21 protein-coding genes are annotated in these 24,030 nt (G+C 55.9%); 8 read left to right on the top strand and 13 right to left on the bottom strand.

The annotated features are described in order from the left end of the window. Window positions 1-65: 65 nt before the first annotated feature. From KJI95_RS05165 to KJI95_RS05175, 3 genes are all read right to left on the bottom strand, one after another. Window positions 66-449 carry a hypothetical protein gene (locus KJI95_RS05165; protein ID WP_214506062.1) on the bottom strand — a complete coding sequence of 128 codons (384 nt, stop codon included), beginning with the start codon at window positions 447-449 and terminating at the stop codon, window positions 66-68. Window positions 450-519: 70 nt separating this feature from the next. Beyond that, the gene (locus KJI95_RS05170) at window positions 520-1,356 is read right to left on the bottom strand and encodes a molybdate ABC transporter substrate-binding protein (RefSeq protein ID WP_214506063.1); all 837 of its coding nucleotides are present in this window, start codon (window positions 1,354-1,356) and stop codon (window positions 520-522) included. Window positions 1,357-1,580: 224 nt separating this feature from the next. Next, window positions 1,581-2,249: a YiaD family glycine zipper/OmpA-like lipoprotein gene (locus tag KJI95_RS05175; protein WP_214506064.1), complete on the bottom strand. Its 669-nt coding sequence runs from the start codon at window positions 2,247-2,249 to the stop codon at window positions 1,581-1,583. A gap of 395 nt (window positions 2,250-2,644) precedes the next feature. On the opposite strand from KJI95_RS05175, the gene KJI95_RS05180 reads away from it, so the two are divergent. From KJI95_RS05180 to KJI95_RS05205, 6 genes are all read left to right on the top strand, one after another. Further along, the gene (locus tag KJI95_RS05180) at window positions 2,645-2,878 is read left to right on the top strand and encodes a transposase (protein WP_214506065.1); all 234 of its coding nucleotides are present in this window, start codon (window positions 2,645-2,647) and stop codon (window positions 2,876-2,878) included. A gap of 91 nt (window positions 2,879-2,969) precedes the next feature. Further along, entirely contained in the window at window positions 2,970-4,115 is a 1,146-nt protein-coding gene (locus KJI95_RS05185; RefSeq protein ID WP_214506066.1) for an FIST signal transduction protein, read from the top strand. After that, window positions 4,099-5,523 (top strand): sensor domain-containing diguanylate cyclase, encoded by a 1,425-nt coding sequence (locus tag KJI95_RS05190; protein WP_214506067.1) that lies wholly within the window; start codon window positions 4,099-4,101, stop codon window positions 5,521-5,523. Before KJI95_RS05185 ends, KJI95_RS05190 begins: the two co-directional genes overlap by 17 nt. 97 nt (window positions 5,524-5,620) lie before the next feature. Beyond that, on the top strand, window positions 5,621-6,241 hold the full coding sequence (locus KJI95_RS05195) for an ABC transporter ATP-binding protein (protein WP_214506068.1): 621 nt from the start codon (window positions 5,621-5,623) through the stop codon (window positions 6,239-6,241). Then, window positions 6,238-7,362 carry a DUF6136 family protein gene (locus KJI95_RS05200; RefSeq protein ID WP_214506069.1) on the top strand — a complete coding sequence of 375 codons (1,125 nt, stop codon included), beginning with the start codon at window positions 6,238-6,240 and terminating at the stop codon, window positions 7,360-7,362. Before KJI95_RS05195 ends, KJI95_RS05200 begins: the two co-directional genes overlap by 4 nt. 156 nt (window positions 7,363-7,518) lie before the next feature. Next, window positions 7,519-9,405, top strand: coding sequence for a bifunctional diguanylate cyclase/phosphodiesterase (locus KJI95_RS05205; RefSeq protein WP_214506070.1), 1,887 nt, complete (start codon window positions 7,519-7,521; stop codon window positions 9,403-9,405). 47 nt (window positions 9,406-9,452) lie between these two features. Here the strand turns inward: KJI95_RS05205 and KJI95_RS05210 are convergent, their stop codons facing one another. From KJI95_RS05210 to KJI95_RS05230, 5 genes are all read right to left on the bottom strand, one after another. After that, entirely contained in the window at window positions 9,453-11,561 is a 2,109-nt protein-coding gene (locus tag KJI95_RS05210; protein WP_214506071.1) for a TonB-dependent receptor domain-containing protein, read from the bottom strand. A gap of 141 nt (window positions 11,562-11,702) precedes the next feature. Beyond that, window positions 11,703-12,422, bottom strand: a complete 720-nt coding sequence (gene mnmC2 / locus KJI95_RS05215) for a tRNA (5-methylaminomethyl-2-thiouridine)(34)-methyltransferase MnmC2 (RefSeq protein ID WP_214506072.1) — start codon at window positions 12,420-12,422, stop codon at window positions 11,703-11,705. A gap of 125 nt (window positions 12,423-12,547) precedes the next feature. Beyond that, window positions 12,548-13,723, bottom strand: a complete 1,176-nt coding sequence (locus KJI95_RS05220; protein WP_214506203.1) for a winged helix-turn-helix domain-containing protein — start codon at window positions 13,721-13,723, stop codon at window positions 12,548-12,550. A 162-nt stretch (window positions 13,724-13,885) separates the two neighbouring features. Beyond that, window positions 13,886-14,632 carry an MBL fold metallo-hydrolase gene (locus KJI95_RS05225; RefSeq protein ID WP_214506073.1) on the bottom strand — a complete coding sequence of 249 codons (747 nt, stop codon included), beginning with the start codon at window positions 14,630-14,632 and terminating at the stop codon, window positions 13,886-13,888. A gap of 245 nt (window positions 14,633-14,877) precedes the next feature. After that, window positions 14,878-16,686 (bottom strand): amidohydrolase, encoded by a 1,809-nt coding sequence (locus tag KJI95_RS05230; protein ID WP_214506074.1) that lies wholly within the window; start codon window positions 16,684-16,686, stop codon window positions 14,878-14,880. A 294-nt stretch (window positions 16,687-16,980) separates the two neighbouring features. Here KJI95_RS05230 and KJI95_RS05235 point away from each other — a divergent pair, with 294 nt between their 5' ends. Beyond that, window positions 16,981-17,532, top strand: coding sequence for an excalibur calcium-binding domain-containing protein (locus KJI95_RS05235; protein ID WP_214506075.1), 552 nt, complete (start codon window positions 16,981-16,983; stop codon window positions 17,530-17,532). 76 nt (window positions 17,533-17,608) lie between these two features. Here the strand turns inward: KJI95_RS05235 and KJI95_RS05240 are convergent, their stop codons facing one another. Further along, window positions 17,609-18,241: a DUF4124 domain-containing protein gene (locus tag KJI95_RS05240; RefSeq protein WP_214506076.1), complete on the bottom strand. Its 633-nt coding sequence runs from the start codon at window positions 18,239-18,241 to the stop codon at window positions 17,609-17,611. 164 nt (window positions 18,242-18,405) lie between these two features. Further along, entirely contained in the window at window positions 18,406-18,645 is a 240-nt protein-coding gene (locus KJI95_RS05245) for a DUF3624 domain-containing protein (RefSeq protein WP_214506077.1), read from the bottom strand. Between the two features lie 293 nt (window positions 18,646-18,938). Here KJI95_RS05245 and KJI95_RS05250 point away from each other — a divergent pair, with 293 nt between their 5' ends. Beyond that, a complete protein-coding gene (locus KJI95_RS05250; RefSeq protein WP_214506078.1) occupies window positions 18,939-19,634 on the top strand; it encodes a glutathione S-transferase in 696 nt (231 codons plus the stop codon). A 313-nt stretch (window positions 19,635-19,947) separates the two neighbouring features. Here the strand turns inward: KJI95_RS05250 and KJI95_RS05255 are convergent, their stop codons facing one another. The 3 genes from KJI95_RS05255 to mscL all read right to left on the bottom strand — a co-directional run bounded on the left by KJI95_RS05255 (window position 19,948) and on the right by mscL (window position 23,946). Further along, the gene (locus tag KJI95_RS05255; RefSeq protein ID WP_214506079.1) at window positions 19,948-20,961 is read right to left on the bottom strand and encodes an OmpA family protein; all 1,014 of its coding nucleotides are present in this window, start codon (window positions 20,959-20,961) and stop codon (window positions 19,948-19,950) included. Window positions 20,962-21,334: 373 nt separating this feature from the next. Beyond that, on the bottom strand, window positions 21,335-23,239 hold the full coding sequence (locus KJI95_RS05260) for an amidohydrolase (RefSeq protein ID WP_214506080.1): 1,905 nt from the start codon (window positions 23,237-23,239) through the stop codon (window positions 21,335-21,337). A gap of 296 nt (window positions 23,240-23,535) precedes the next feature. Continuing rightward, window positions 23,536-23,946, bottom strand: a complete 411-nt coding sequence (mscL, locus tag KJI95_RS05265) for a large-conductance mechanosensitive channel protein MscL (protein ID WP_214506081.1) — start codon at window positions 23,944-23,946, stop codon at window positions 23,536-23,538. Between the last annotated feature and the right edge of the window lie 84 nt (window positions 23,947-24,030).

Raw genomic sequence — 24,030 nt, forward strand, 5'->3', positions numbered from 1 at the left:
GAGCCGCGACTCGCACCAATCCGGCATCACAGTCAGGCCGCACAGCGCCAACTATCACCCCGCAATCAGGGCTCCTGCCACTGTATATCCGGCTGATTTTCACAGCTCAGTACCGACACACACTCTTTATCTGTTACCACCAGAAACTCCCGCAGCGCCAGATTACAGCTTGCCATAAAACCACTGCGGGACTGCTCCTGCGCGAGCCATCCGCCTTCAGTCAGCAAAAACAGCCAGCCGTTTGAAAGACTGAACTCGGCCCAGTATTCCATCAGATCCGCCTGATCCAGCAGTCTGAAACCGCTGACACAGGCAAAGGTCAGTTCGCAGCGCCGCCCGGCCACCTTAAGCTGCAGCACCAATTCGTCAGCATCGTACTTCAGCGAGTAGAAACTCACTTCGTCACCAAGGTTTTCAGTAACCAAGGCCACACCACGGGGATGACTCATGCTAACCAAACTCCGTACGGATACATAAATCTCATTTAAAAGACTTATGCGCCGTCTTGCAAGATCGCAGTTACAAAGGCGCAGGTCCGGCAAAGCCAAAACTGGCCAGAATCGCCTGCCCCTTGGCCGAAATCAGGTAGTCAGCCAGCGGCCTTGCCCGCTCATCGAGCAGTAACACCCCGTAGTCAGCGCCCACCCGCAGATAATCGGGTAAGGGGATAAGCTGCAGCGCCGCAAACTCGGCCTGAGCGAGGCGGCCATTGGTACAATAAGTAAGGAACACATCGGCCTGCTGCTGACGCATCACATGGGCGTAGGGATTAACGCCATCCGGCGCTTTGGCACTGCTTGGGCCGCCGGTGAGCTGGCGGGCCTTGACCTTGAGGGCGGCGGCTGCACCGGCACGCTGCTGCTCGGCAAGCTCAAACACAGCAACAGCGTAATCGCCGGCCGGATCGGCTTTGGGCGTTGACATGCCGACGACCACATCGGCTGCCAACAGGGTTGAAAGCAGGGTTTCCGTGTTAACCGAAAGCCCGGGCCTGGCAAGCGCACACAGCTCATTGCGGGCAAATGGCCGCACTTCCAGGCCAATCCCCGCCTTCAGCAAAGCCTCGGGGTGTTTCATATTGGCCGAGGCAAACAGCGCCGCCGCCTCCCCCTGCTCTATCCTGTCTTTGAGTAGCCCCGATGGCCCAAACTCAGCCGCCACCTTGCCGCCGCTTTCCTTCTCATAGGCGGTTATCAGCTCTGTCAGCGCCGCTTTTAAGCTGCCGGCGGCGCGCACCTGAATGGTGCCAGCGCTTGCCTCAGTGGGCTCAGCTGCAACGCCCTGGGCGGATGCGCCAAGCAGCGACAGCGTAAGTATTGGGCTCAAGAGTATTGGGCTTAATAAGGTGCGTTTCATCGAATACCTGTTTGATAAACAAATGGAACCGTCAGAAAAAACCAAAGCCGCATCCGACTCAAGGGCAGAGATCACAGCCAGAGGGATTTCACACTTAGGCATGAAACACACTGCAGCGAATAAAACAGGGCCATGAAACACGGAAGAAGACTGCAGCAAATAAAACAGGGCCATGAAAAAGGGAGGCAAAAGCCTCCCTTGATTAGCAATAGTTACTTGCCGGCTCAGCCGGTTGGCGTCAGCACGATTTCAACACGGCGGTTTTGCGCCCGGCCTTCGGCAGACGAGTTGGAGGCAATCGGACTTGCCTCACCCATGCCCTGGGTGCTGACCCGATTGGCTTTGAGTCCTTTGCCGAGCAAGTAGTTACCCACTTGAGAGGCGCGAACCTGAGACAAACGCAGGTTATAGCTGTCGGCGCCACTGGAATCTGTGTAGCCCAGCACATTCAAACGGGTCTTGTCGTACTCTTTGGCCACCAGCGACACTGAGTCCAGCACTTCCATGGCGCGTGGGCTCAAATCGGTTTGGTCCACACCAAAGGTCACTTCGTTTGGCATGTTGAGGATGATGTTGTCGCCATTACGGGTCACGCTCACGCCGCTTGCCTGCAGCTGCTGACGCAATTTGGCTTCCTGCACGTCCATGTAATAACCGATGCCGCCGCCCAGCGCCGCGCCTGAAGCTGCGCCAATCAGCGCGCCCTTGCCGCGGTCACTCTTGCTCGACGAGGCAACGCCAATGGCAGCGCCAGCCACTGCACCGATAATGGAACCCGTGGCAGCCTTACCGGTCTGCTGTTCGTTGGTATACGGATTGACTGTAGTACAGCCGCTTGAAAGTGCAGCGAGTGAAAAGATGGCAGTCAGGCCAATGACATTTATTTTTTTCATTTGATGTCCTCAGGTAAATTTGCCGGTCAGTATATCGACGCCAAGATGACAAACAACTGAACATCAACCGTTTGGACAAGGTCTGGCCGATTTGCTACATCGCGGTCACAGTCGCAACCTTCACAACACCGCACCATCACAGGGCATTTTGCCCAAACAAGGCGCAAACCACTGACAGCTCACACCACAATTTATCAACAACACACTGTTTTATATTGATTAATCATTCTGACATCTTTTTTGCATACCCTGATTTGGGTAGACAATAAGGAGTCCGTCATGAAGTTTTTTCCTGAAATCCTGTACAGAGTGAAATCCGAATGGCACAGCATTTTTGCCGTGGGTGTCAGCCAATGGGAACTGGGGCGCGACACTCGCTACCGGAGGACTGGTTTATGATGACGTTAAGCCCCTACAGCCGTGAAGAAGCGGTAAGCGCCGTACTGGAAGGCGGCCAGCTGCCGTCGGAAGTCGCCCGCGAACGCGGCATCGCCAGCAAAACCCTGCTCAAGTGGCTAAGGGAAAACCATCAACCCTTCGAGAGCCGCAAGGTGAAGCTGCAGCAGGAAATCCAGTCGCTGGAACACCGTCTGGCAAGCCTAAGGCACGAGTTCGCCCATCTGGATTGACCGGCCCTAACACCGAGAGTGGCCAGCCTGGTTGCCAAGCGGCCACGCTGTTCTAGACTTGAAGAAAGTCTGGAACCAGGTGAGGCATACAGTGAATTGCGTTCAAACTCATTGGGATGGTGCGACATGGAGCCCATGCGAACTGTCTGGGTTAAACCACAGCCGCACCTTGGTACTGCTGTTTGGCGACTTGCCAAACCATGTCGAAGCGATACAAACCCTGCGGGAGAAGCTGCCCGAGTCGATATTTGCTGGCTGCACCACGGCAGGCGAAATCAGTAGCTGGGGCATTACCGAAGGCGGCCTGGTCGCCACCCTTATTCAGTTCGAGCGGGTCGATATCCGCCTGGTATCGACCCAGGTGGCACGGCGGGAGGAGTCTCATCGGGCCGGGCTTGAGCTGGCACAGCAACTCGGCAGCGAGTCGCTCGGTTTTATTATGGTGCTGAGCGATGGCATGTCAGTCAACGGCAGTGAGCTGACCCGCGCTATCACAAAAATCCATCCCAAGGTTGCTATCACAGGCGGTCTCGCCGGCGATGGCGCCCGCTTCGAGCAAACCTACACCCTGGCCAACGACAAGCTTGCCACCCATCAGGTGGTAGCGATTGGTTTTTATGGCGCCGCCTTGACCGTAAGCTACGGCTCCCGCGGCGGCTGGACACCCTTTGGGCCTATCCGCAAAGTCACCAGCTCGGATGGCAACATTCTTAAAGAGCTCGACCATGAAAGCGCACTGACCGTATACCGGCGCTACCTTGGCGAGCAAGGGGGTGATCTGCCCGCCGCCGGGCTTAGGTATCCACTCGAAATCATCGAAGATGGCAAACAAACCACTGTGGTTCGCACCCTGCTAGCCATCAACGAGCAGGACGGCAGTGTGATCTTCGCCGGTGATATACCCAAAGGCGCCAACGCTAGGTTGATGCGCGCCAACGCCGAGTCGTTAATTGACGGCGCAACCGAAGCCGCCGAGGTCTGCAAGCAAAGTGAACAGGCCGGATCGGAGGTTGCGATTCTGGTGAGCTGTGTCGGCCGCAGGCTGCTGCTTCGCCAGCTTGCCGACGAAGAAATTGACGAAGTCACCCGGGTGCTCGGCGCAAACACCCTGGTATGTGGATACTACTCCTATGGTGAAATCGCCCCCTTTGCGGTGGGCGCGTGCGCCGAACTGCACAACCAAACCATGACGGTCACCAGCCTGTCGGAGCAATTATCTGATGCACCGCCTGCTTAAGCGCCAACTCAGCCGCTATTTCCCCGGGGGCGTCCCCGAATCGGACGCCCTTAACGGGTTACTGCAGTCCATCAACGACGCCTACGAAAATTTCAGCCGCGATGAAGCAATGCTCGGCCATTCACTGGATATCAGCTCCCAGGAGCTGAACGAGCGCAACGACACCCTGAGCAGCCTGCTCGATGCGCTGCCGGACACCTGTATCTGGGTAGATGAGCTGGATATTATCCGCGATATTCGGCTGGGGCAGCAGCTTGACGGCCTGTTCAGCGCCAGCGACAAGTTTCGCTCACTCGATGAGATTGCGCTGCTGAAAGGCCAGCACAGATTCCGAAGCTACATCATCAATTGTCGTAAAAACAATCGCCCCGAGATCCACGAATGCCAGCTGATGCTCGGCGAAAATCAGCTGTTTATTGAAACCCGTTTTTCACCACTCAAAAACAAACAGGTACTGGTGGTTTTTTGCGATATAACGGTGCGCAAACTGGTCGAGCGCTTGAAAACCACGGCACTGGAAGAATCTCAGCGCTCGGGCAAGCAAATGCAGCAGCTGATTAACGGCGCGCCCATCGGCATTATGCTGATTGATTCCTCAATGAATATCATCATGACCAACAACTGCGCCGCCTCCCACCTTGGACTGCAGCCAACCCAATTGCTTGGCCGCCCGTGTGACGAATTTATCGACCCCGCCAGTCGCCAGCAGTATCTGGCCGCGGTGCGCAGCGGCTTTGACAATCCCGGCAGCACCTGTGAAAGCCGGATTGATGTGAACATGCTGTCACCGACCCAGCCATCCTTTGCCGCTGAGCTTGCATTCAGCATTCTCCATCATGGTGGTAAAACGCTGGTCACTCAGGCTTTTATTGACATATCAGCCCGCAAACAGATGGAGCGCGATTTAAGGCGCCTGGCTCAGACCGACCCCCTGACCGGTGTTGCCAACCGGCGATTTTTCTACAGCCAGGGCGAAGACAGGGTCAGAAGCTGCCGTCAGGAGGGCATGACACTGTGTGTTCTCGCCATGGATTTGGATCATTTCAAACAAATCAACGATAACCATGGCCATGCAACCGGCGATGAGGTACTGAAAAGTTTCTGCCGCACCCTGGAAAGGCTGTCGCCGCAAAGCGCCATCATTGGCCGTTTTGGCGGTGAAGAATTTACCCTGTTGCTGCCCGGCCACAGCAGCGAAGAAGCCCAGCATCTCGCGTCCCGCATATTGACTGAATTGCCCAATAACCCGGTGACGACCAGCAGCGGCGCGCTGCGCTACACCACCAGCATTGGCATAGCATCCCTAGGCGAAACCGAAGGCGAGCTCGAGGCCTTGCTTAACCTTGCCGACAGCCGTCTGTACCGCGCCAAACATACGGGCCGCAACCGCTTTTGCGCCGCCGACTGACTTTTAATTCAGCAGCCGATCGGCGCTCGCTGTTCAAGATCAACAAGTTTCATTAACATGACCTGATGCCCACATAAACATAACCTTGGCGTTTTTCATGTTAACCCTGGATCGGGTCAGTTTTGATTTTGGTGCCGCACCGCTGTTTCGTGAACTGTCGATTTCATTTGTCGGTCCGCGTCATTTGCTGCTTGGTCCCAACGGCAGCGGTAAAACTACCCTGATGGCACTGATTGCCGGGCTGTACCAGCCCACTCAGGGGCAGGTTTTATGGCACGGGCAAGCTATGCCCCAAGCCACCGAGCAGGTGGCGTTTGCCAGCAGTCTCATCACCCTGCCGCAATTCCTCAGTGCCGCCAAACTGCTTAAATTTTGGGAGCAGCAGTGGCGCCCCCTCTGTCCCGACATCAGCGAACGCATTAAGCAGCTGGTGCTGACCCTGGATTTTTTGCCGCAAATGGGCTGCCGTATCAGCCATTTATCCAGCGGTAACCTGCAAAAGCTGCACCTGATAATGGCACTGTCGCGCCCAAGCGCGTTGCTGCTGCTCGATGAAGCCCACTCGGCCATGGACAAGCGTGCCCGCGAGGTGTTCTGGCAACTGGTCGATGACTATCCGGGGCTTATTATCGCCTCGAGCCATGAGGCGAGTGCCTTTATCGAACGAGGTTTTCAGCAGGCGCCGCTCATGGATATCAAAAAGGCCTCGGCCCGATGAACTACTGGCAGCTTAGGGTTGCACTGCTGCGCCACCCCATCGATGCGCTGTTTCAGGCACTTAATCAGGGCGGCCTGCTGCTGATTGCCCTGCTGGGAACAGCGCTGCCGGCGGCTGTGTATCTGGTGCTGCTGAATTTCGGCTTGCTGATGGACGAGACAGTCGACCCGCTCAGGCGCCTGCCGATATTGCTGCATCTGCTGGTATTGCAAATCCTCTGGATGGGGCTTCTGCGGGATGCCATTGTCGGCAATCAGGCAAAACTATTGCTGCGCTCAGTGCCGGGACATCGTCATCACCGCCGGGTCAGCCTGCTGCTGGCAAGCCTGGTTAATCCGCTGCTGTGGCCGCCCCTGCTTATCCTGCTAAGCAGCGCCCCCGCTCACTGGCAAGCTTTGCTCCCGCAGTGGCTGATGCTGATATTGCTGCTGATGCTGCAGTGGAGCAGCCTGTTTACGCCCGCCGGCACCTTAGTGTTTTTTGGCGGCGTATTTGGCTTAAGCCTGGTAATGATGTCAGAAACCTGCGCCGCCTTTTTGCTGTCGGCCAAGGGCATGGCGCTCTTTATGCTGATGCTGGTTATCTGTCAGCGGCTGCCAAGCAAACATTTGCAAAACCGCATACTTGCAATACTGGCAAACCTGCCGCTGCCGGCCGTCACCACGCTTGGGCAGGCGTGCCTTCGCGAACACCTGCCCGGCCTTATCCTCAGAGTGACCCTCGCAGGACTGGTGATAGCCACAGGCCACTTGGCAACCTCGCAACTGGCGGGACTGGTGGATGTGGTTCATACCCTCACAGTGTCGCTGCTCGCCGCCATTGCCGCCTCATGGCAGTTTCCGCTCAGCCGCTTTTTAGACCAACACAGGACGCTGCTCGCCAGCCTGCCACGGCCACTGCTGCCCAGGCTCTCGCTGCTCGCTCAGCCTTTGCTGCTGGGGTTACTGATGTTTCAGTTCTGGCAGTGCCACGCCAGCATTTGCCTGCTGCAGTTACTGCTGTTTGTCGGCCAGATCCTGCTTATCCAATACCAAGTGCGCCGCGCCGGACAGCACTTTGCCATCGCGGCGCTGCTGACGGCGATTGCCGCCCAGTGCCTGCACCGTTTTTTCATGCCATAACGGGACAATTGTTCATCTCAGCAATCAGCGTTTTCTGTCACTGAGCTAGACTGAAAGGGAATGCTTGTCCTCGCACAAGGTTTGGGAGCGCAATTGATGTTGCAATAGGGTTAACAAACACAATTGTGTAAAAACACGGCTGCTGAGCACTGTCACATGGCAAAAATTGATACCCGCACCATAACCGTTCCGGCCTCGATGGTTGATGGCTGGCAAGAAATCGTTGACCTGGTCGCCGATATCACCGAATGCCCGGCCGCGCTCATCATGCGCATTCACGAGCACGATATCGAAGTCTTTATCAGCAGCAAGAGTCAGGGCAACCCCTACGCGCCCCACGCCCGCGACTCGCTCGGGCACGGCCTCTATTGTGAAACCGTTATTCGCGAACGCCGCCCCTTGGTGGTGCCCAACGCCCTGAATGACCCTAACTGGGACAAAAACCCCGACATCAAACTGGGTATGATTTGCTACTGCGGCCTGCCGGTTTACTGGCCCGACAATTCCCCCTTCGGCACCATTTGTATTCTCGACAGTAAAGAGCGCCATTTCAGCGAGCGCACCTATGCCCTGCTCGGCCGCTTCCAGTCGGCGATTGAGGGCCATTTGCAGGTGCTGTATCACAAGGCCGAGGTGCAGGCACTCAATGAAGAACTGGAGCGAAAAGTGCGGGAGCGCACCCAGAGTCTCGCCGAGCTCAGCGCCCGCCTGCTTAAAGAGATAGAACAGCGCACCGCCGCCGAAGGGCATCTGGAGTTTCACCGCAGCTTCGACCCCCTGACCCACCTGCCCAATCGCGCCACCCTCACCGAGAGGCTACGTGGGCTGCTGCCCAAAATCCGCGACGACGAGCAGCTGACGCTGATTTACTTTGGGCTGAAAAACTTCAAATCAGTCAACGACAGCTACGGATACCTTGCCGGCGACCAGATGCTGGTCAGCCTGGCCCAGCGCCTCAGCGTCAAGTTGCCTGAAGACTGGATCCTTTCGCGTATCGCCGGGGTTGAGTTTGTGCTTGCCGCGCGCCATCCCCGTGGGTTGCCCCATGCAGAACAGGTGATAGACAGGGTGCTGCACGACTGCGCCATTCCATTTAACGTCAATAACAACAGCATCACGGTCAAAACCCATCTTGGGGTCGCCATTTTCCCCATGGATGCCAGCGACTCGGTGAGCCTGCTGCAGCGCGCCAGTGCCGCCATGAGTATTTGTAAAAAAGAAGGGGCCATGGTGTCGTTTTTCGGCACCGAAACCCAAAAGGCGGCCAACGAGCGCTTGCTGCTCGAATCGCACTTACTGGATGCGCTGCGGCTCAATGAACTCGAGGTTTATTACCAGCCGCTGATGAGCCTGCGTCAGGGCAGCAAAATCATCGGCGCCGAGGCGCTGCTGCGCTGGCACAGCCCAGAGCTTGGCAATGTCGGACCGGACCGCTTTATTCCACTGGCCGAAAGTAACGGCCAAATCATCGAGATAGGCAATTTTGTGCTGCATCAGGCGCTGGAAAAGGCATCTCATTGGTTCAAGCTGACCGAGCTGCCCTTCAAAATCGCCATCAATATTTCACCGCTGCAGTTTCGCGAGCGGCATTTTGTCGAGCACATTGAAGACCTGCTACGGCTGTACCAGGTACCGCCGCAAAGTCTGGAGCTGGAAATTACCGAGGGCATACTCCTGCAGGATGAGCATCATGCCAAGGGGAGTCTTGCGGCGCTGCGCGCCATTGGCGTCAGCATTTCACTGGACGATTTCGGCACCGGCTATTCATCGCTGAGCTACCTGCAAAAATACAGCTTTGATACCCTGAAAATCGATCGCAGTTTTGTCAGCCACCTTGAGTTCAACGAGCAAAACCGCGAGCTGACCCGCGCCATTATCGCCATGGCCCACAAACTCAAGCTGGCGGTCATAGCTGAAGGGGTGGAAAACGCGTTTCAGGAGAGTTTTATCCGCGACGAAGGCTGTGATTATGCTCAGGGATTTTTGTACGGCAAACCCGTTACCGCCGAGGTATTCCACCAGCTGCTGCGAGCACAGGAATAGCAAAAGGGGCCACTGGCCCCCTTTCATTCGATAGCCGCGCCTAGCGGTTAAAAGTCATAAGAGACTGTGAGCTTGATATTACGGCCCGGCTCGTAATCGGTGAGGCTTAGCTCGCCAAAACGCGGATGCAAGCTCACCCCTGTGCGTGACGACTGAGAGGCATAGTACTCATCGAACAGGTTATCCACCCCGAAGGTCACCGCCAGTCCTTCCAGTGAACCACTTGGCAAATAACGCAGCGACGCATTGTGCACGTCAAAGCCGGCCTTGGCATTGCTGAGGCTGGCGCCGTCGATATCGGCCCCCTGTGGCAAATCATCGACCCACTGCGACTCCCAGTGCAGACTCAAGTCCCATACAGGCAACTGATAGTCCAGCATAAGGCTCAGGGTATCGCCCTGCTCAGTATACAAACGCGAGCCGTCCGGCAAGCTGGTTTCGTATTCGGGGAAGCTATCGAGGCTGGAATCAGACGCCGAATAGGTGAGCAGAGCATCGAAGTCACCCAAACGATAGCCCACATAGGCCTCGCCGCCTTCGTTGCTCAGGTCGCCGACATTATCCCGCAGGCCGCGACCGGCATAGTCGTAGATATAGTTATCTATCAGGGTACGGAACAGGGTCAGCCCGAGGGAGAAGCGGTCTGCACCCAACACCTCATCGGCATAAGCGAATGCCAGCTCTGAGTTGGAACCGGTTTCGGCCTTGATATCCTGGTTTGGCTTATCGCCAAGCCCTGCGCCGGTAAAGACTTCACCGATTTCCGGCGCCTTGAACAGCTCTGTCACCGAGGCGCGCAGCAGCAGCGGTTCAATCAACCGATATTCCAGCGCCAGCGCCATCCCCAGATTATCGAAGCTGTTATCGGTAATCACCGCATCCAGATTGGCCCGCTCGTATCTGAGACCGGGGATAAGGCTAAAACTCTCGCCAAAACGTATTCTGTCTTCAACAAACAGCGCCATCGAGTCCATGGTCTCGGCCGATGACTCATTGGCGATATCGCCAATACGGCTATAGTGGGTTTCATAATCGTTCCACTCGCCGCCCCAGGTAAACTGGTGGCGGATGTCCTGACCGAGTTCTTGGGTAACAAGGGCGCTGATGCCAGTATTTTGGGCATCGCCGGTCACCTCAGCCGCCCAGTCCGGCCACTTGCTGCGGTAGGCATCTTCGTCGCGTATCAGGGTAGAGTCGTTCCGATAGGCGGTTAAACGCACGCGGCCACCGTCGCCAATTTCGGCGTTGTAGTGGGCCGTGAGGGTATCGCGGCTAAAACGGGTCGGGAATGTCAGCGGCAAGCCTTTGGCTACGAATGCCAGATCCGTCGCCAGCCCCATATCCGGCCGCGCCGAGTAATCGCCTTCATCCTGATAGCGCTCGAAACTCAGGCTCAGGCGCTGATTATCGCTGATATCCCAGCCACTCTTGAGCAACAGGTCATCCAACTCACCGGCGAGTCCTCGCACCCTGCCATCGGTACCGGGAATGACTACCCCATGTTCATCGGTGATCTCACCGCCGCCCACCTTGTAGTTGTTCCTGTCGACTCTGTTGTAATAGGCCAGAAAATCCAGGCTGTCGGTGGCCTGGCCGTACGCTGTCAGCGCATAGTTGCGTGCATCATTGCTGTGGTAGCTGTACTGGGCGCGGGCACCGAAGCGCTCATTGCCGTCCAGCAGATCGCGGGCGTCCTTGGTCTCAAATCTGACCGAGCCGCCGAGGCCACCATTTACCACCGAGTTGGTTCCCACGTCGATATCCACCGCCTTTAAGATGTCGGCATGGATCTGCAGGTTCCCCATATGGTGGAACATGTAGCTATTTTGGCTGGCGCCATCGATGCTTATTTTCAGATCCCGGTCGTCCATGGCGCGGATGGTGATCTTTTGATTGAGCGAATGGGCACCACCCACGTCGATCCCGGGGATCACCCTGAGCAGATCGCTGATATGGTCGGCCTGACGGGCCGCCAGGGCTTCGCTGTCGAGATAAAGAGAAGAGGAGCGTACTTCAGTGCCCCACACCTGCAGCTTTTCAATGCTGGCAGTATCTTGTTGGGAAGCGTTGCTGTTGGCTTCCTGCGCCTGAAGCGGCAGCACCAGCAGTGCGGGAATGAGCAGCCCGAGACGGCTTGGAGTAAATCGGCCTTGCATATGGATTCCTTTCACCAGTTAGCGGTGGGACCATAAAGATCCCAATCAAACTTGGCGACAAATGGTAGTGATTCTCATCTTCACTGAGAACCGGCTTTGCAAGGTTTTTACATTTGTAAGCATTACGTTAAGCCGCAAGGCTCAGCAGGGGATGTACAGCCCCTTCCACGCCCGGGTCATGTGGCGTCGCCCCATGGGGCCGGGGTAACTCTCAACCCTGAACCCGGCGGCCTTGAGGTCGCGCTTGAACTGGCCGTTGGAGCAATAAGATACCAGCAGTCCCTGGTCGCTAAGCCACTGGAAAATCGATGTGAAATTAGCTGCCGCCCACAGCTCTGGCTGCTTTTTCGGGGCAAAGGCATCGAAATACACCAGATCAAAACTGCCGGGAGCAAATTGCTGATGTTCAAGCCTGCCACAGATTTTACGAAGACTAAGGCCGCCCACCTCACAGGCTTCATCCCAGGGCGCCAAATGGAGCGCGTTAAACAGAGATGCCAGCTCATCATGACTGCCATAGCCGCCAAGCGCTGCGAGCTGCGAACAATAGTTAAGTGACGTGACAAGCTCAGCCGGAACCGGAAAAGGCTCAAGGGTGGTAAGGCTGACATCAAGCCCAAGCCTGCGGGCTTTTTGCGCCGTGAGCAGCACATTAAGGCCGGTGCCAAAACCCACTTCAAGGATGCGCAGCCGGGTTTGCCCCTTAGGCAACAGATATTCGCCAAGCGCAGCCATGCCGGCATCTATGTAGACATAAATGGATTCGGTCAGGGCGCCTTTAAAGACGTGGTAACTCTCATCAAGCTCCGTATTCACCAGGGTGTGGGAGCCATCGCCGGTCAATTCCAGGGTGATATTCATAACGGTCTTGGCAGTAACAATAACGCGCTGATTTTAGAAAATCAGCGCGGCAAAATCCATGGCCTCACGGGCAGTATCCTTAATCATCAGTTACCTGCTGTATTGGCTTAACCCGCAGGCCACAGCTAGACCCACACCTGGCGCGAAAAATGCCGCTTAAGCGTAGCGTTACTCGCCGCCTCAAGTTTCCATCGACTGAGGCCATTGAAACGGCAGAACTCGTTAATGGCCTGCGCCATGGGCTCAATAAACCCAAGCAGATTGCCATCATCGTCATAGGCACAGGGCTCGAGTGTCAGGCGCTTTAAGCGCAGCAGCCCCTTGTCACGCTCAGCCTTCACATCCAGGCGGCCGACAAAGCGGTCACGCCACAGCACGGCCAGGCAATAGTAACCAAAGCGGCGTTTCTCTTCAGGCACATAGACTTCAATCTGATAATCAAAATCAAACCACTGCTTAAGCCTGCCGCGCTGGATAAGCAGGTTATCGAATGGATTGAGAAGCCATACCTTGTCCGGCAACTCTGGCACTGTCAGCGACGGGCTGAAATACACCTCCTCGCCCTGATGCCGAAACCTTTCAAGTTCACCCGCCAGCCGCATTTCATTGAGCATGGCGCTGACCTCGGTCTTAATCCCACTGCGAAGGTAGCAAATCGATTTGGCGCTGCCGTGGCCGTGGGCCTTAAGATAGCCGCGGATAAGATGGCGGGCATACTCAGCCGGCGTTGGCGGCTCGGCGCTGATGCCATCTGGCAACACCCGCTCGGTCAAATCAAACACCTTCTGAAAGCCGTCGCGGCGCACTACCATCAGCTCGCCTTCCATAAACAGCTGCTCCAGTGCTTTTTTGGCCGGTTTCCAATCCCACCAGGGGCCGGAGGTATGGCCCTTGCTTTCAAAATCGGCCGCCTTAAGCGGACCTTCGGCGCGAATGCGCTCAAGTACCCGCTGCATTTCCCGGCTGTCTTTCTCAAACCAGTGGCGGTCACCGCCCCGCAGCGCCAGTTTTCGCGGCAGGCTGAAGCGATAATCGTCCATCGGCAAATACGCCGCTGCGTGTGACCAATACTCGAAAATGCGTTTGTGTGCCAGCGCCTGATCCAGCGCCGCCGGCGTAAAATCGGCCATGCGGCTGTGCAGCACATGCTGATGGGCGCGGGCCGCGACCTGAATCGAATCTATCTGCACATAACCAAGCTGTCGCACACAGGCGGCAACATCCGCAGGCGGCGCAAGAAGGCCCTGGGCTGCCAGATTGATAGCGCGCCACTCGGCGATGGAAAAGGGGCTGGACTCCATGGCGGCTGCCATGTTGGAGGTGTTATGGGATGTGCGCACTGGCAGCCCTCTTCTGATTGGCTCTGTCCTTTTTAACCCGGATGCAAGGCTTTGCTGCAGGAAGGCAAGCACCATCATGGCTGGCGAGCTGAGCCTGTGCAAGCCTTAAGGAAATTGCGGCGGTTACCCAATAATCTGCTTGAGCTTGGCCTTGACAGAACGCCAGTGGGTCATGGGCACGGTGGGCGCCTCCTCAAGTACCCGCTCAAGCTCAATCTCCTCCAGCGTCACCACCCCACCGTGGGCCAGCAGTACCTGCTTTGGCGCAAGCACCCTGAGTTTCATCAGCGAGCTTTTGTAACGATTGGGATAAAACAGCGGAAATGGCGGAATGTAGCGCCCCTTCACCCGCACAAGTAAATCAGCGACATACATACAGCTGGAGTCTTCGTGCAAAAGCGCCAGATCCCGGTCTGTGTGGCCGGGGCAGTGAAACACCCGCCACTCGGGGAAACCGGGCAGACGAGTATCGTCACCCAGCAGCACATCGGCACGAAGCCGGCGTGAATACCACAGCCAACGCATCGGCTTGGCCATGCGTTTGGCCACCCAGGCCGCCAGCGCCATGTCGGTAAGGTGCATAGCGATGCCATCGAGCCCACGGTACCAGTCACCGGCAACATCGGCGGCAACGATACGGGCGCCGGTTTTGCGCTTGAGGGCATGTGCGCCACCGGCATGATCGGGATGCATATGGGTCACCACCACCAGCTTAAGCTCGCCAAGGGAGAGCTTAAGCTCTTCGCGGATAAAGCGGCACACGGTCGCCACGTCGGCGCGGCAGCAACCATCCAGCAGCACCAGCCCCTGTGGGTGCTCGGCAAGATAAATGGTTTGAATATGACCTTGAATATGGTGGAGGCGAAACATCCTTTTTCCTGACGAAACGAGCCCTTAGCTTAAGGCGCGCTTCGGCGTAAGCAGCCGCTGGCGTTAATGGGTGATACCCGATTATGGCCAAACTGCTCAGACCACTCAAGCTATGTGTTCAATCTTTAGTCGAGGTTTCCCGGTAAAAGCGCTATCTGCCCGCAGTGGAGCCGCTTTCTAAAGAAACAGCTGTCAACAAAAAGGCCCCGCGTTGCGGGGCCTTGGGTTAACGCCAGTCGTGATGGCTAGTCATGGGAGTGGTGCAGCATGCCTGCACCTATCATGGCAATACTGGCCACCTTGGCGCACTTGTCGGACGCTGCGCAGCTCTTGGACGCGGTTTGCTGGGCGCTGGCGCGGCTGTACACTGTCACGCCATCCTTGATGGTTTGCTCCACCTTGATGTCTGCGATTGTTTCTGGCTTCACTTTCAGCGGGTTTGCCGACAGCACCACCAGGTCGGCGTTCTTGCCAAGCTCCAGCGAGCCCTTGGACTTCTCTTCCTTGTACTGGGTCGCCGCCCACAGGGTTTGTGCCTTAAGGCCTTCTAGCGGGGTAACCCGCTGATCCGGGCCGATTTCGCGGCCGGTGCGGCTGATACGGTTCACGGTGGCGTAATAAACCCGCATCGAATCTGGCAGCGCAACCGGCGCATCATGGTGGGAAGTGAAAATCATCCCAAGCTCACGGGCCCATCCTGTGGGCGAAATGTGTGATGCCCGCTCTTTACCCAGTACCGAGTCACTGTGCCAGTCGCCCCAGTAAAAGGTGTGCATCGGGAAGAAAGACGGGAAAATGCCGAGGCGATTGAAGGACTCAACCTGATCTTTTCGGGCGGTTTGCGCGTGAATAGCAACAAATCCCCGGTCGGCTTTACCGTGTTTTTTCTCACTGGCGTCAACGGCTTTAATCAGCTGATCGATGGCCGCATCACCGTTTACGTGGGTCAGCAACTGCCAGCCATTGCGCTGTGCCAGCTCCACGTATTTGGCGGCATCTTCGTCGCTCATGCTGGCATAGCCCTTGTAGCCCGCTTTCTGGCCCTCAGGTGGCACCAGATAAGGCTCAGTCAACCAGGCGGTTTTGCCCTGAGGTGAGCCATCCAGGTTTAGCTTGGCACCGGCAACACGGAAACCGTTCATATACACATCAGAAAGATACGGCGCTTTAATCACGCTTTGTGCCATCTGGATATCGGGATAGGCCGCCACATCCAGCTTTAACTTGCCCGTTTTGGCCACGTTGTACATGGTCTCAACCGCAGAAGGAGAGGCGCGTCCTTCCTGGGCTGTGGTGTAACCAAAACTCGCATACAACTCGATACCGGCTTTGAAGATGACTTCGTTTTCTTCCGGCTTGAGCTTGGCAAACATCGGCATCAGCGCGCCGAAAAAGGCAATTTCTTCCAGCACGCCGTTGGGGGTCTTGCCATCGGCTTCACGGCGGATTTTGCCGCCTTCCGGATCTTTACTGTCGGGAGAAAACCCGGCGAGCTCCAGCGCCTTGGTGTTGAAGGTCGCCAGATGGCCTGACTGATGGATAATCAGCACGGGCACATCCTTTGCTACCGCATCAAGCTCCTGACGGGTAGGATGGCGCTTTTCTGCCAGCTGCGAATCATCATAACCAAAACCCAGAATCACCCCATGGGTTTGGTTTTCCGCTTTGCCATACCAGTCTTTGAGGGTTTGCTGCAGCGAGGCGATGTCCTTCACGTCACCGTCCGGCGCAGCCAGCAGGTTGGCCGCCAGCGCCTGAATGCCGGTATTGAATACGTGGCCATGGCCATCCATAAAGCCCGGGATCAGGGTTTTTCCTGCCAAATCGACCACTTCCGTATCGGCAGACTTAAGACGCATCACCTCGTCCTTGCTGCCAAGGGCGAGAATTTTGCCATTTTTAACCGCCAGCGCTTCGACTTCGGGCTGGGCGTCGTTCACTGTCACTATGTCGCCACCGACGTAAATCAAATCGGCCATAGGTTTGGCCGGACTGGTGGCACCAGCGCCGAATGCAGTAAAGGCGATGGCAACGGCAATCAATGAAGGTTTCATGCAGGTTCCTTGTCAGTTTCTATCCACGAATTCGGTTACTTAAGCAAGATAGCAAGCACGATGCGCCTGACAATGGGAGCAAGCTGGCAATTCCTGCTATTGCAGTCAAAAGTTGTAAATGGCAACGACCCCAACTCCGGCCAAAATTTTCTTGTAAGGCAAATGTTAACTTCGTAAAGTAGCGCCGCAGTCCAATGCCCGCGTTGTTGATGATTGAGGCAAGGACACGCAATTACCATACTGCGCTCCATTCGGGGACAGGCAGTCAATCCGAAACTTTATCAGGGAACGAACATGCAACGGGGAACGCTGGTCAGTTGGCAAGCCGACAGAGGTTTTGGGTTTATCAAACCTGAACGGGAAAATGCGCCCAATGTGTTTATTCACATTTCGGTACTCAAACAGATGGCAAGGCCGCCAGAAGTCGGTGACGTTATTCTGTTTCAAACCGAAGTGCAGCCTGATGGCAAAGCCCGCGCCGCCATTGCCAGAATTGAAGGGGTTGCTGTCAAAAGCCAGCCCAAAGGCCGCGATAAGTCCGGCAACAATGTATTGACCGGGTTAATAAAGTGGGTTGCATTAGCCGCTGTGGTTGGCTTTGCGGCGCCCAAAATTCTCCCGCTGTTGCAGCTTTGGCTAGCGCCACCAACGGAGCAGCCTGCATACATGCTGCCTGTTGCAGAATTGCCATCAACAGAGCCCGCCTTTCGCTGCGAAGGGAAAACCCACTGCAGCCAGATGCGCTCCTGTGAAGAAGCAGAATTTTATCTCGCAAATTGTCCCGGCACCGAAATGGATGGTGACCGTGATGGCATTCCCTGCGAGCGCCAACTGTGCGGTCACTGAGCCCGTTGTGGAAGCACCTATCAAAAAGGCGCCTGATGGCGCCTTTTTGATAGGTGATAACGGCCCAAACTGAGAGTTAAAAACACGGCCCCTTGCGTAGATACTGATAGCCAATGCCGTTAAACAGGGTCAGGGTGCTGCCGTTAAACTCGGTGACTTCCCAATCACCTATCAGCTTATTTTGCGACAGGATTTTTACCCCATCGAGGCGATAGTCGCTGAAAACTTCCTGCTCGGCGTTATAGGCAGATTTCAGGCTGTAAGAAAGCTGGCGGTAATCCTTAAAATGCCACATGGCGGGGTCATCGTCCTGATAGCGGTTCTTGCCATCTTTGCTTTGGGCAAAGGCGCACCAGAGCCCGAGTAAATTCTCGCGGCTTACACGCGCGCCTGCCCCCGGTGGCAGAGACTTGCTTGGAGCCGTGGCTTTAAGCTGCGGATGACGGCGCTTGTCCGTCATATCGACCTTGTGTTCAACTTCGCCCGCGCGGCATATGTTGTCCTGAAAACTCACCTTGCCATCGGCTCCTATGCAGCGAAAAACTTCAGCTCGGGTGGGTGTTGAAACAAGCAGTACTGCAAGTGCCACAATCAGCGACACCATCGACAATAGAGCTGGCAACACGGCAGACAGCATTACAGGCAACACTCTGGTCCTCTGAATTGCTATCAAGCCAGCGGCGCTGCAGCAATCAAGGTGTCGGGTCATGTAACTCTCCTTAAAGGGATGCCGATCAACAATCCCGGCTGTTATACCACGGCCACAAGCGCATTCCTCAGCGCATCATGCACAAGTTCATCAGGCGCAAGCTCATATAAAGGAGCGCATTTCGGGAGCACATTCTCGGCGCAATTAGTTCAATAGCAGGCAGCTCAGTCCCGGCCGTTTACCCGGCGCCACAGCCAGACGATGCCATGCAATCCAAGCAGCCCGCTCCATGCCAGGCAAAAGAACAGCAGCGCAATCGCGCCGACGCTGCGGGGATTATCTGCAAACAGCCAGTACCAAACAGGCCAGCCGACAAGGCAAAGGCCGCTCAGCATCAGCATGCATTGACGGCAGCGGCCAAGCTTTTGCCGGAAAACAGAAGATGTGCAGTTATCGCAGGCCATGACGGCGTCATTCAGTCCTTATCATCGAAAGCGGCTCGGGAGAAGCTTGCCCCTGTGCTACATTATTGCGCCTGACTATCGCCACATTAACCTCCGGGGTTTATGGGTGACCTTGTCACAGCAGGGCCGACTTGGCACGCCGGGGAGCAGGCTCGCAAGCTAAACCAAGATTATCACCTTTGGAATGAGTAACATAAAACCTTTGCCTTCTCAAAACAGGCAATAAAAATTGCCAATTCAAAACCAAAATAGCCACTCAAAACAGCTACTCAAACCAGGAGTTGCGTTATCCAATGAATCACTCGCTGCCGCTACTCTTTAGTTTTCGCCGCTGCCCCTATGCCATGCGTGCCCGGATGGCGCTTATTCTCTGCCGGGTGCAGGTAAAGGTGCTGGAGATAAGCCTTAAAGCCAAACCAGCAGCGCTGGTTGCGGCCAATCCCAGGGGCACTGTGCCTGTACTGCTGATGCCGGATGGCAGTGCACTGTGCGAGAGCCTTGAGATAATGCTGTGGGCAAGCGCGCAAACGGCAGACTCGACAATGAAGGCTCAACTTCGCACCAATGAGGCGGCCGCGCTCGCCCTTATCAAACGAAACGACAGCGACTTCAAGCCCTGGCTTGATAAGTACAAGTATTTCGACCGCCACCCTGAGCACAGCCAGCAATATTATCGCGAGCAGGCAGGCGAGTTTTTGACCGAGCTTGAGCAGTCGCTTTTGCAAACGCCCTGGCTGCTCGGTGACAAGCCAGGCCTGGCTGATATCGGGATTTTTCCTTTTGTACGCCAGTTTGCGGCGGTGGACAGCAACTGGTTTGCCACTGCGCCCTACCCGGCGCTGCGCCAATGGCTCGAGCGCCTGCTGGCAACGCCGGCTTTTGATGCTTGTATGTACAAGTATCCCGAAAGCCCTGAAGCAGAAAACACCGAAGCCCAGAAAGATGAAGCCCAAAATAGCAAAGTGCAGCTGCTCAAGCTGCCGGACTGAGTTTGAGCTTGCACCGCCCAAGCTATTTCAGCACTCAGCGGCAGCACCAGACACAAAAAAGCCCGCGTCATTTGATGCGGGCTTTTACTTTACCAGAATGAAAAAGGGCCCTTGCGGGCCCCGGGTTCAACTGACAACGCCTTTTGCGGGCCTTGACCGACGTTCTGTCGGAGAGAGGCGACCGGGGGAGTGAACATAGTAGCTTTAAACAAACGCTATGAACTGGACACCTTCCCACGCCGGTCAATTGGCCCCGAAGGGCCGGGCTTCGCATCCGGTGAGCTGTCACCTCACCCTAAACTGTGTCAGCAGCTTATGGCGCTACCTGAACTTGCTTTTCAGAGGTCAGGGTGACAATCACGCGGCGATCCAGTTGACGCTCGCTGATGCTCTGGCCCTGGGCCTTGCTTTCACCGTCGGCCTGAGTATCAATAGACACCACCTCTACGCCACGGCTGGTCAGGTAATCAGACACGGCCGCAATGCGCTTTTCTGACAGACGCTGGTTGTAGCTGCTGTCGCCCTGACTGTCGGCCTGACCAATCAGTACCAGGGTGTCTTTATCACTTTGCTTTGACAGGGTCACAATCTGGTCAAGCTTGGCCTGACCTTCACCTGACAGGGTGGCAGAATCAAAACCGAACAGCACGGCGACACTGGCACTTTCTACTTTGGTTTCGTACTTGGGCGCTACTGGCTCAGGTACTGGCTCCACTACCGGGGCAACAGCAGCAACCGGGGTCGCCTTGGCACCGAAGCGGTAAGTCAGCTGCACGCCAACGGTTTCGGCATCCATCTGCGCCGTGTTCCACGCAGTTTCATCTATGTCGGTGAAACGGCGGTACTTGGCGGTAACATCCATATTGTCGGTGATGCGATAGCCCACACCGGCACCCACATAAGGGGTGGTATCGGTGGCGCTGACATAATGGTCGGCGGCCATGTGGTGTTCGAGGTGGTACTGATAGGCACCGGCCTCACCGGTCAAAAACCATTTTTCAGACAGTGGCAGGGTACCCACCAGGCCGAGCGTCGCACCGCTCACTTCGATGTTCTGGCCGTGGGCGGCTGCGCCACGCATGTCGGTATCGTTCAGGGTACCTAGGTCTTGCCAGCCGGCTTCGACGGCAAAATATTTATTCAGCTGATAACCTGCAACCGCGTTCCAGGCTGTGTCTTCACCGTCTTTCAAGTGGCTTTCGGTGGTTACATCATTGAAGTTGGTCTGGCCTGCGCCGGCGCCGAAATAGAAGCCACTCTCAGGTGCAGCAGCGTTGGCATAAGAAGTTGCAGCGATCAGTGCCAGTGCAATCATTGACTTTTTCATGGTTCACTCCTTGGTGTATAAACACGTCGTTTTGCGAAAGTGAGGCCATTGTAGGTAACCCAGCGGCGAAGAACGATAAGCCGAACCTAATAGTGATTATTAGATAAACAAATACATTGGGTTTAGCTTGCGATGTCGAAACGGGCTGATTCCGGCGCCGCTCGCGGGCATTGCCGTAGCTATAGCCGCATTTCCGGCAAAAACTGCGTTAGTGAAGAGACCTAGAGTGGCAACTGGCTGACGATGAAACGAAACAGGCTGACGATGAAACACATCTGGCCTTTGGAACAGGCCAGATGTGAAGAGAGTCCGGGCAGCCCGCATCCTCAATCAGGCTGGCGGCCATAAAAGGCGCGCCAGCCGCAAGGGCTTATCAATGGCTCGCGTGCTCTTGCTTGTGGCTATGCTCAAGCACACTGACCAGCTTGTCGGTGATATCGTTCTGCAAGCGGGCGACGTCGGTGGGCGCATCAGCTTGCTGCGAAGCCGCCTTCGGGGTTTTACCCACAGGCTGCAAGCGACCTTCGAGCATGGTGCCCCAAATGCGGATATCTTTAAGCTCGGCGCTCTGCACCTCAAACGGGCTCTTTTCCAGAATGGTCAGGTTGGCGTCCTTACCCACTTCCAGTGAGCCGATACGGTTTTCCTGCTGAATAGCATAAGCGGCACCAATAGTGATGGCCTTCAGCGCTTCATCGAGCGGCACCTTGTGCTCGGGGCCTACCACATCGCCTTCATAGGTCACCCGGTTTACCGCCGCCCACACCAACTGCATCGGCTTGGCCGGTGCCATCGGCATATCCGAGTGGAACGACAGCGAGCCACCCCACTTCAGTACATCGCCGTGGGGAACCATGTTCGGCATTTCCGACTCACGCATACCCATGGTGCCGTAACGGCCTGCCAGCGCCGTCACATAGTAGGGGTTGGACGACACAATGCCGCCAAGTTCAATCCAGCGCTTAACCTGCTCGGGGCGGGCAAAGCCGAAATGCGACAGCATGGTGCGATGATCTTTGCGCGGATTGCGCTTCATCGCCTCTTCAAGGGACGACAGCACCATATCAAAACCCGCATCGCCGTTGTTGTGGATAGTCAGCTGATAGCCCGCGTCCCAATAGGTATCGAACGCCTTGCCAAAGTTCTTGGGCTCCATAATCCATTCGCCATGGTGGCCATCGGCATAGCCGTCCTTCATCTGCATCAGTTGACTGAAAATGGCGCCATCGCTGAAAAGCTTAATCTGCTTGGGCAGATAGCGGGTGCGGCCTTCGCCCCAATACATCACCCGCTCGGTTTCGGCCAGCATACGTGCAGGCTCAGTACCAAAGCTGTTGGCCATGGACTTACCATCCACCACAAAGTAGTGGTTGAACGGAGTTGCCGCCGGGCTGTACACAGAGTTCACCAGCTCCTGCAACGGCTTACTGACCACACCACCCGGCTCTGATGCCGTGGTAATGCCGTTTTGGTGGTAGTAGTCAACGCTGAACTCCAGCCCTTCTTTGAAGATTTCCGGGGTTGCCATCAAGGGTGCCAGCTTAGTCAGTGCACTGAAAAAGCCTTGCTCATACATATGGCCGCGATCCAAATCGATGGCCTTTTGAGCCCCCTCACCCTGGGCGCTGACAAAGGCGGCGTCTATGCCCGCCAGTTTCAGTGCTGCCGAGTTCAGGAAAACCTCATGGCAGGAGCGGTGCCAGACCACCACAGGGAAATCCGGCGCCAGCTTGTCCAGATAACTGCGCGACAAGTCCTTGCCGTGCATGTAGTGGTGATAACCCCAGGTGACAAACGCCTTACGCTTGCCGTTATTGGTTTGACGGAATTCTTCAATCGCCGCGGCGAGGCGCTTGGCATATTCCTTGGGCTCGCGCACCGCTGGCGAAAAGCCATCAATGGCATCCCAATCTTCAATGGAAATCACCTTGCTGCTCATTGTCAGTGCCGCCAGCACAGGGTGCACATGCTCTTCGACAAAGCCCGGCATCACCACCATGCCATTAAAGGATTTATCCAGCCTGGCATCCGGGCCAACCACCTTGCCCACCTCGGCCTTGCTGCCCACGGCCAGAATGCGGCCATCCTGCACGGCAATCGCCTCGGCGCGGGGATTGGCGGGATCCATGGTAATAAACTCTTTGGCGGTATAAACCACCACAGGGGATCCACTTCCCTCGGCAATCTTTGCCGCATCCTGCATCGCGCCGGTACCGGCAAAGACCTGCCCGGCCAGGGTGGCCGTTACAACCACGGCGCAAACAGACAATGTTTTCATTTCCCTTCCTCCATGAGTAGATGTTGCCGGCGTGATAGCGCAAAGCAGCCCCGACATTGACCTGCAAAATCCTAGCAGATGCCGCGATACTTAAGTGAAAACAAATATGTAAACTATTGACTTACAATGTTAAAAATCAAACCTAGGTCGCATAATTCATTTGCGTGGATTATCAAAACGAAGCCGATTGATAAGCGCCGCCACTGCATTCGGCGCAGCTATCATAAGCACAATAAAAACGGGAAGCCTTGGCTTCCCGTTCGTTATGCTTGCGGCTTAATGCCCAAGGGCTGCACTCAATCGGCCTTGTTTTTGGCCAGCAGGTCGCGGATTTCCTGCAGCAAGACCACTTCATCTGACGGCTTGGCAGGGGCAGCTGGAGCCGCTTCCTCTTTCTTTTTCAAGGTGTTGATGGCTTTGATACCCACGAATACCGCCAATGCGATAATCACAAAATCAATCACGGTTTGGATAAAGGCGCCGTACTTAAGCAGCACAGCCGGGGTATTTTCGGTTGCTTCTTTCAGCACCACCGCCAAGTCGCTGAAATCCACACCGCCCAGCAGCATACCAATCGGCGGCATCACCACATCACCCACGAAAGAGGACACAATTTTACCGAATGCAGCACCAATAATGATACCCACGGCCATATCCACCACATTGCCCTTTACTGCAAATTCTTTGAATTCTTTAATAAAACTCATCTTTAGCTCCCCGAGATTTCTAATGCTGTTACACAGTCCATGCAGTTGTAACACCATCAGATACAAAACAAAAGCCATGGGCCC

This window comes from Shewanella jiangmenensis (genome assembly GCF_018596335.1).
GTDB lineage: Bacteria > Pseudomonadota > Gammaproteobacteria > Enterobacterales > Shewanellaceae > Shewanella > Shewanella jiangmenensis.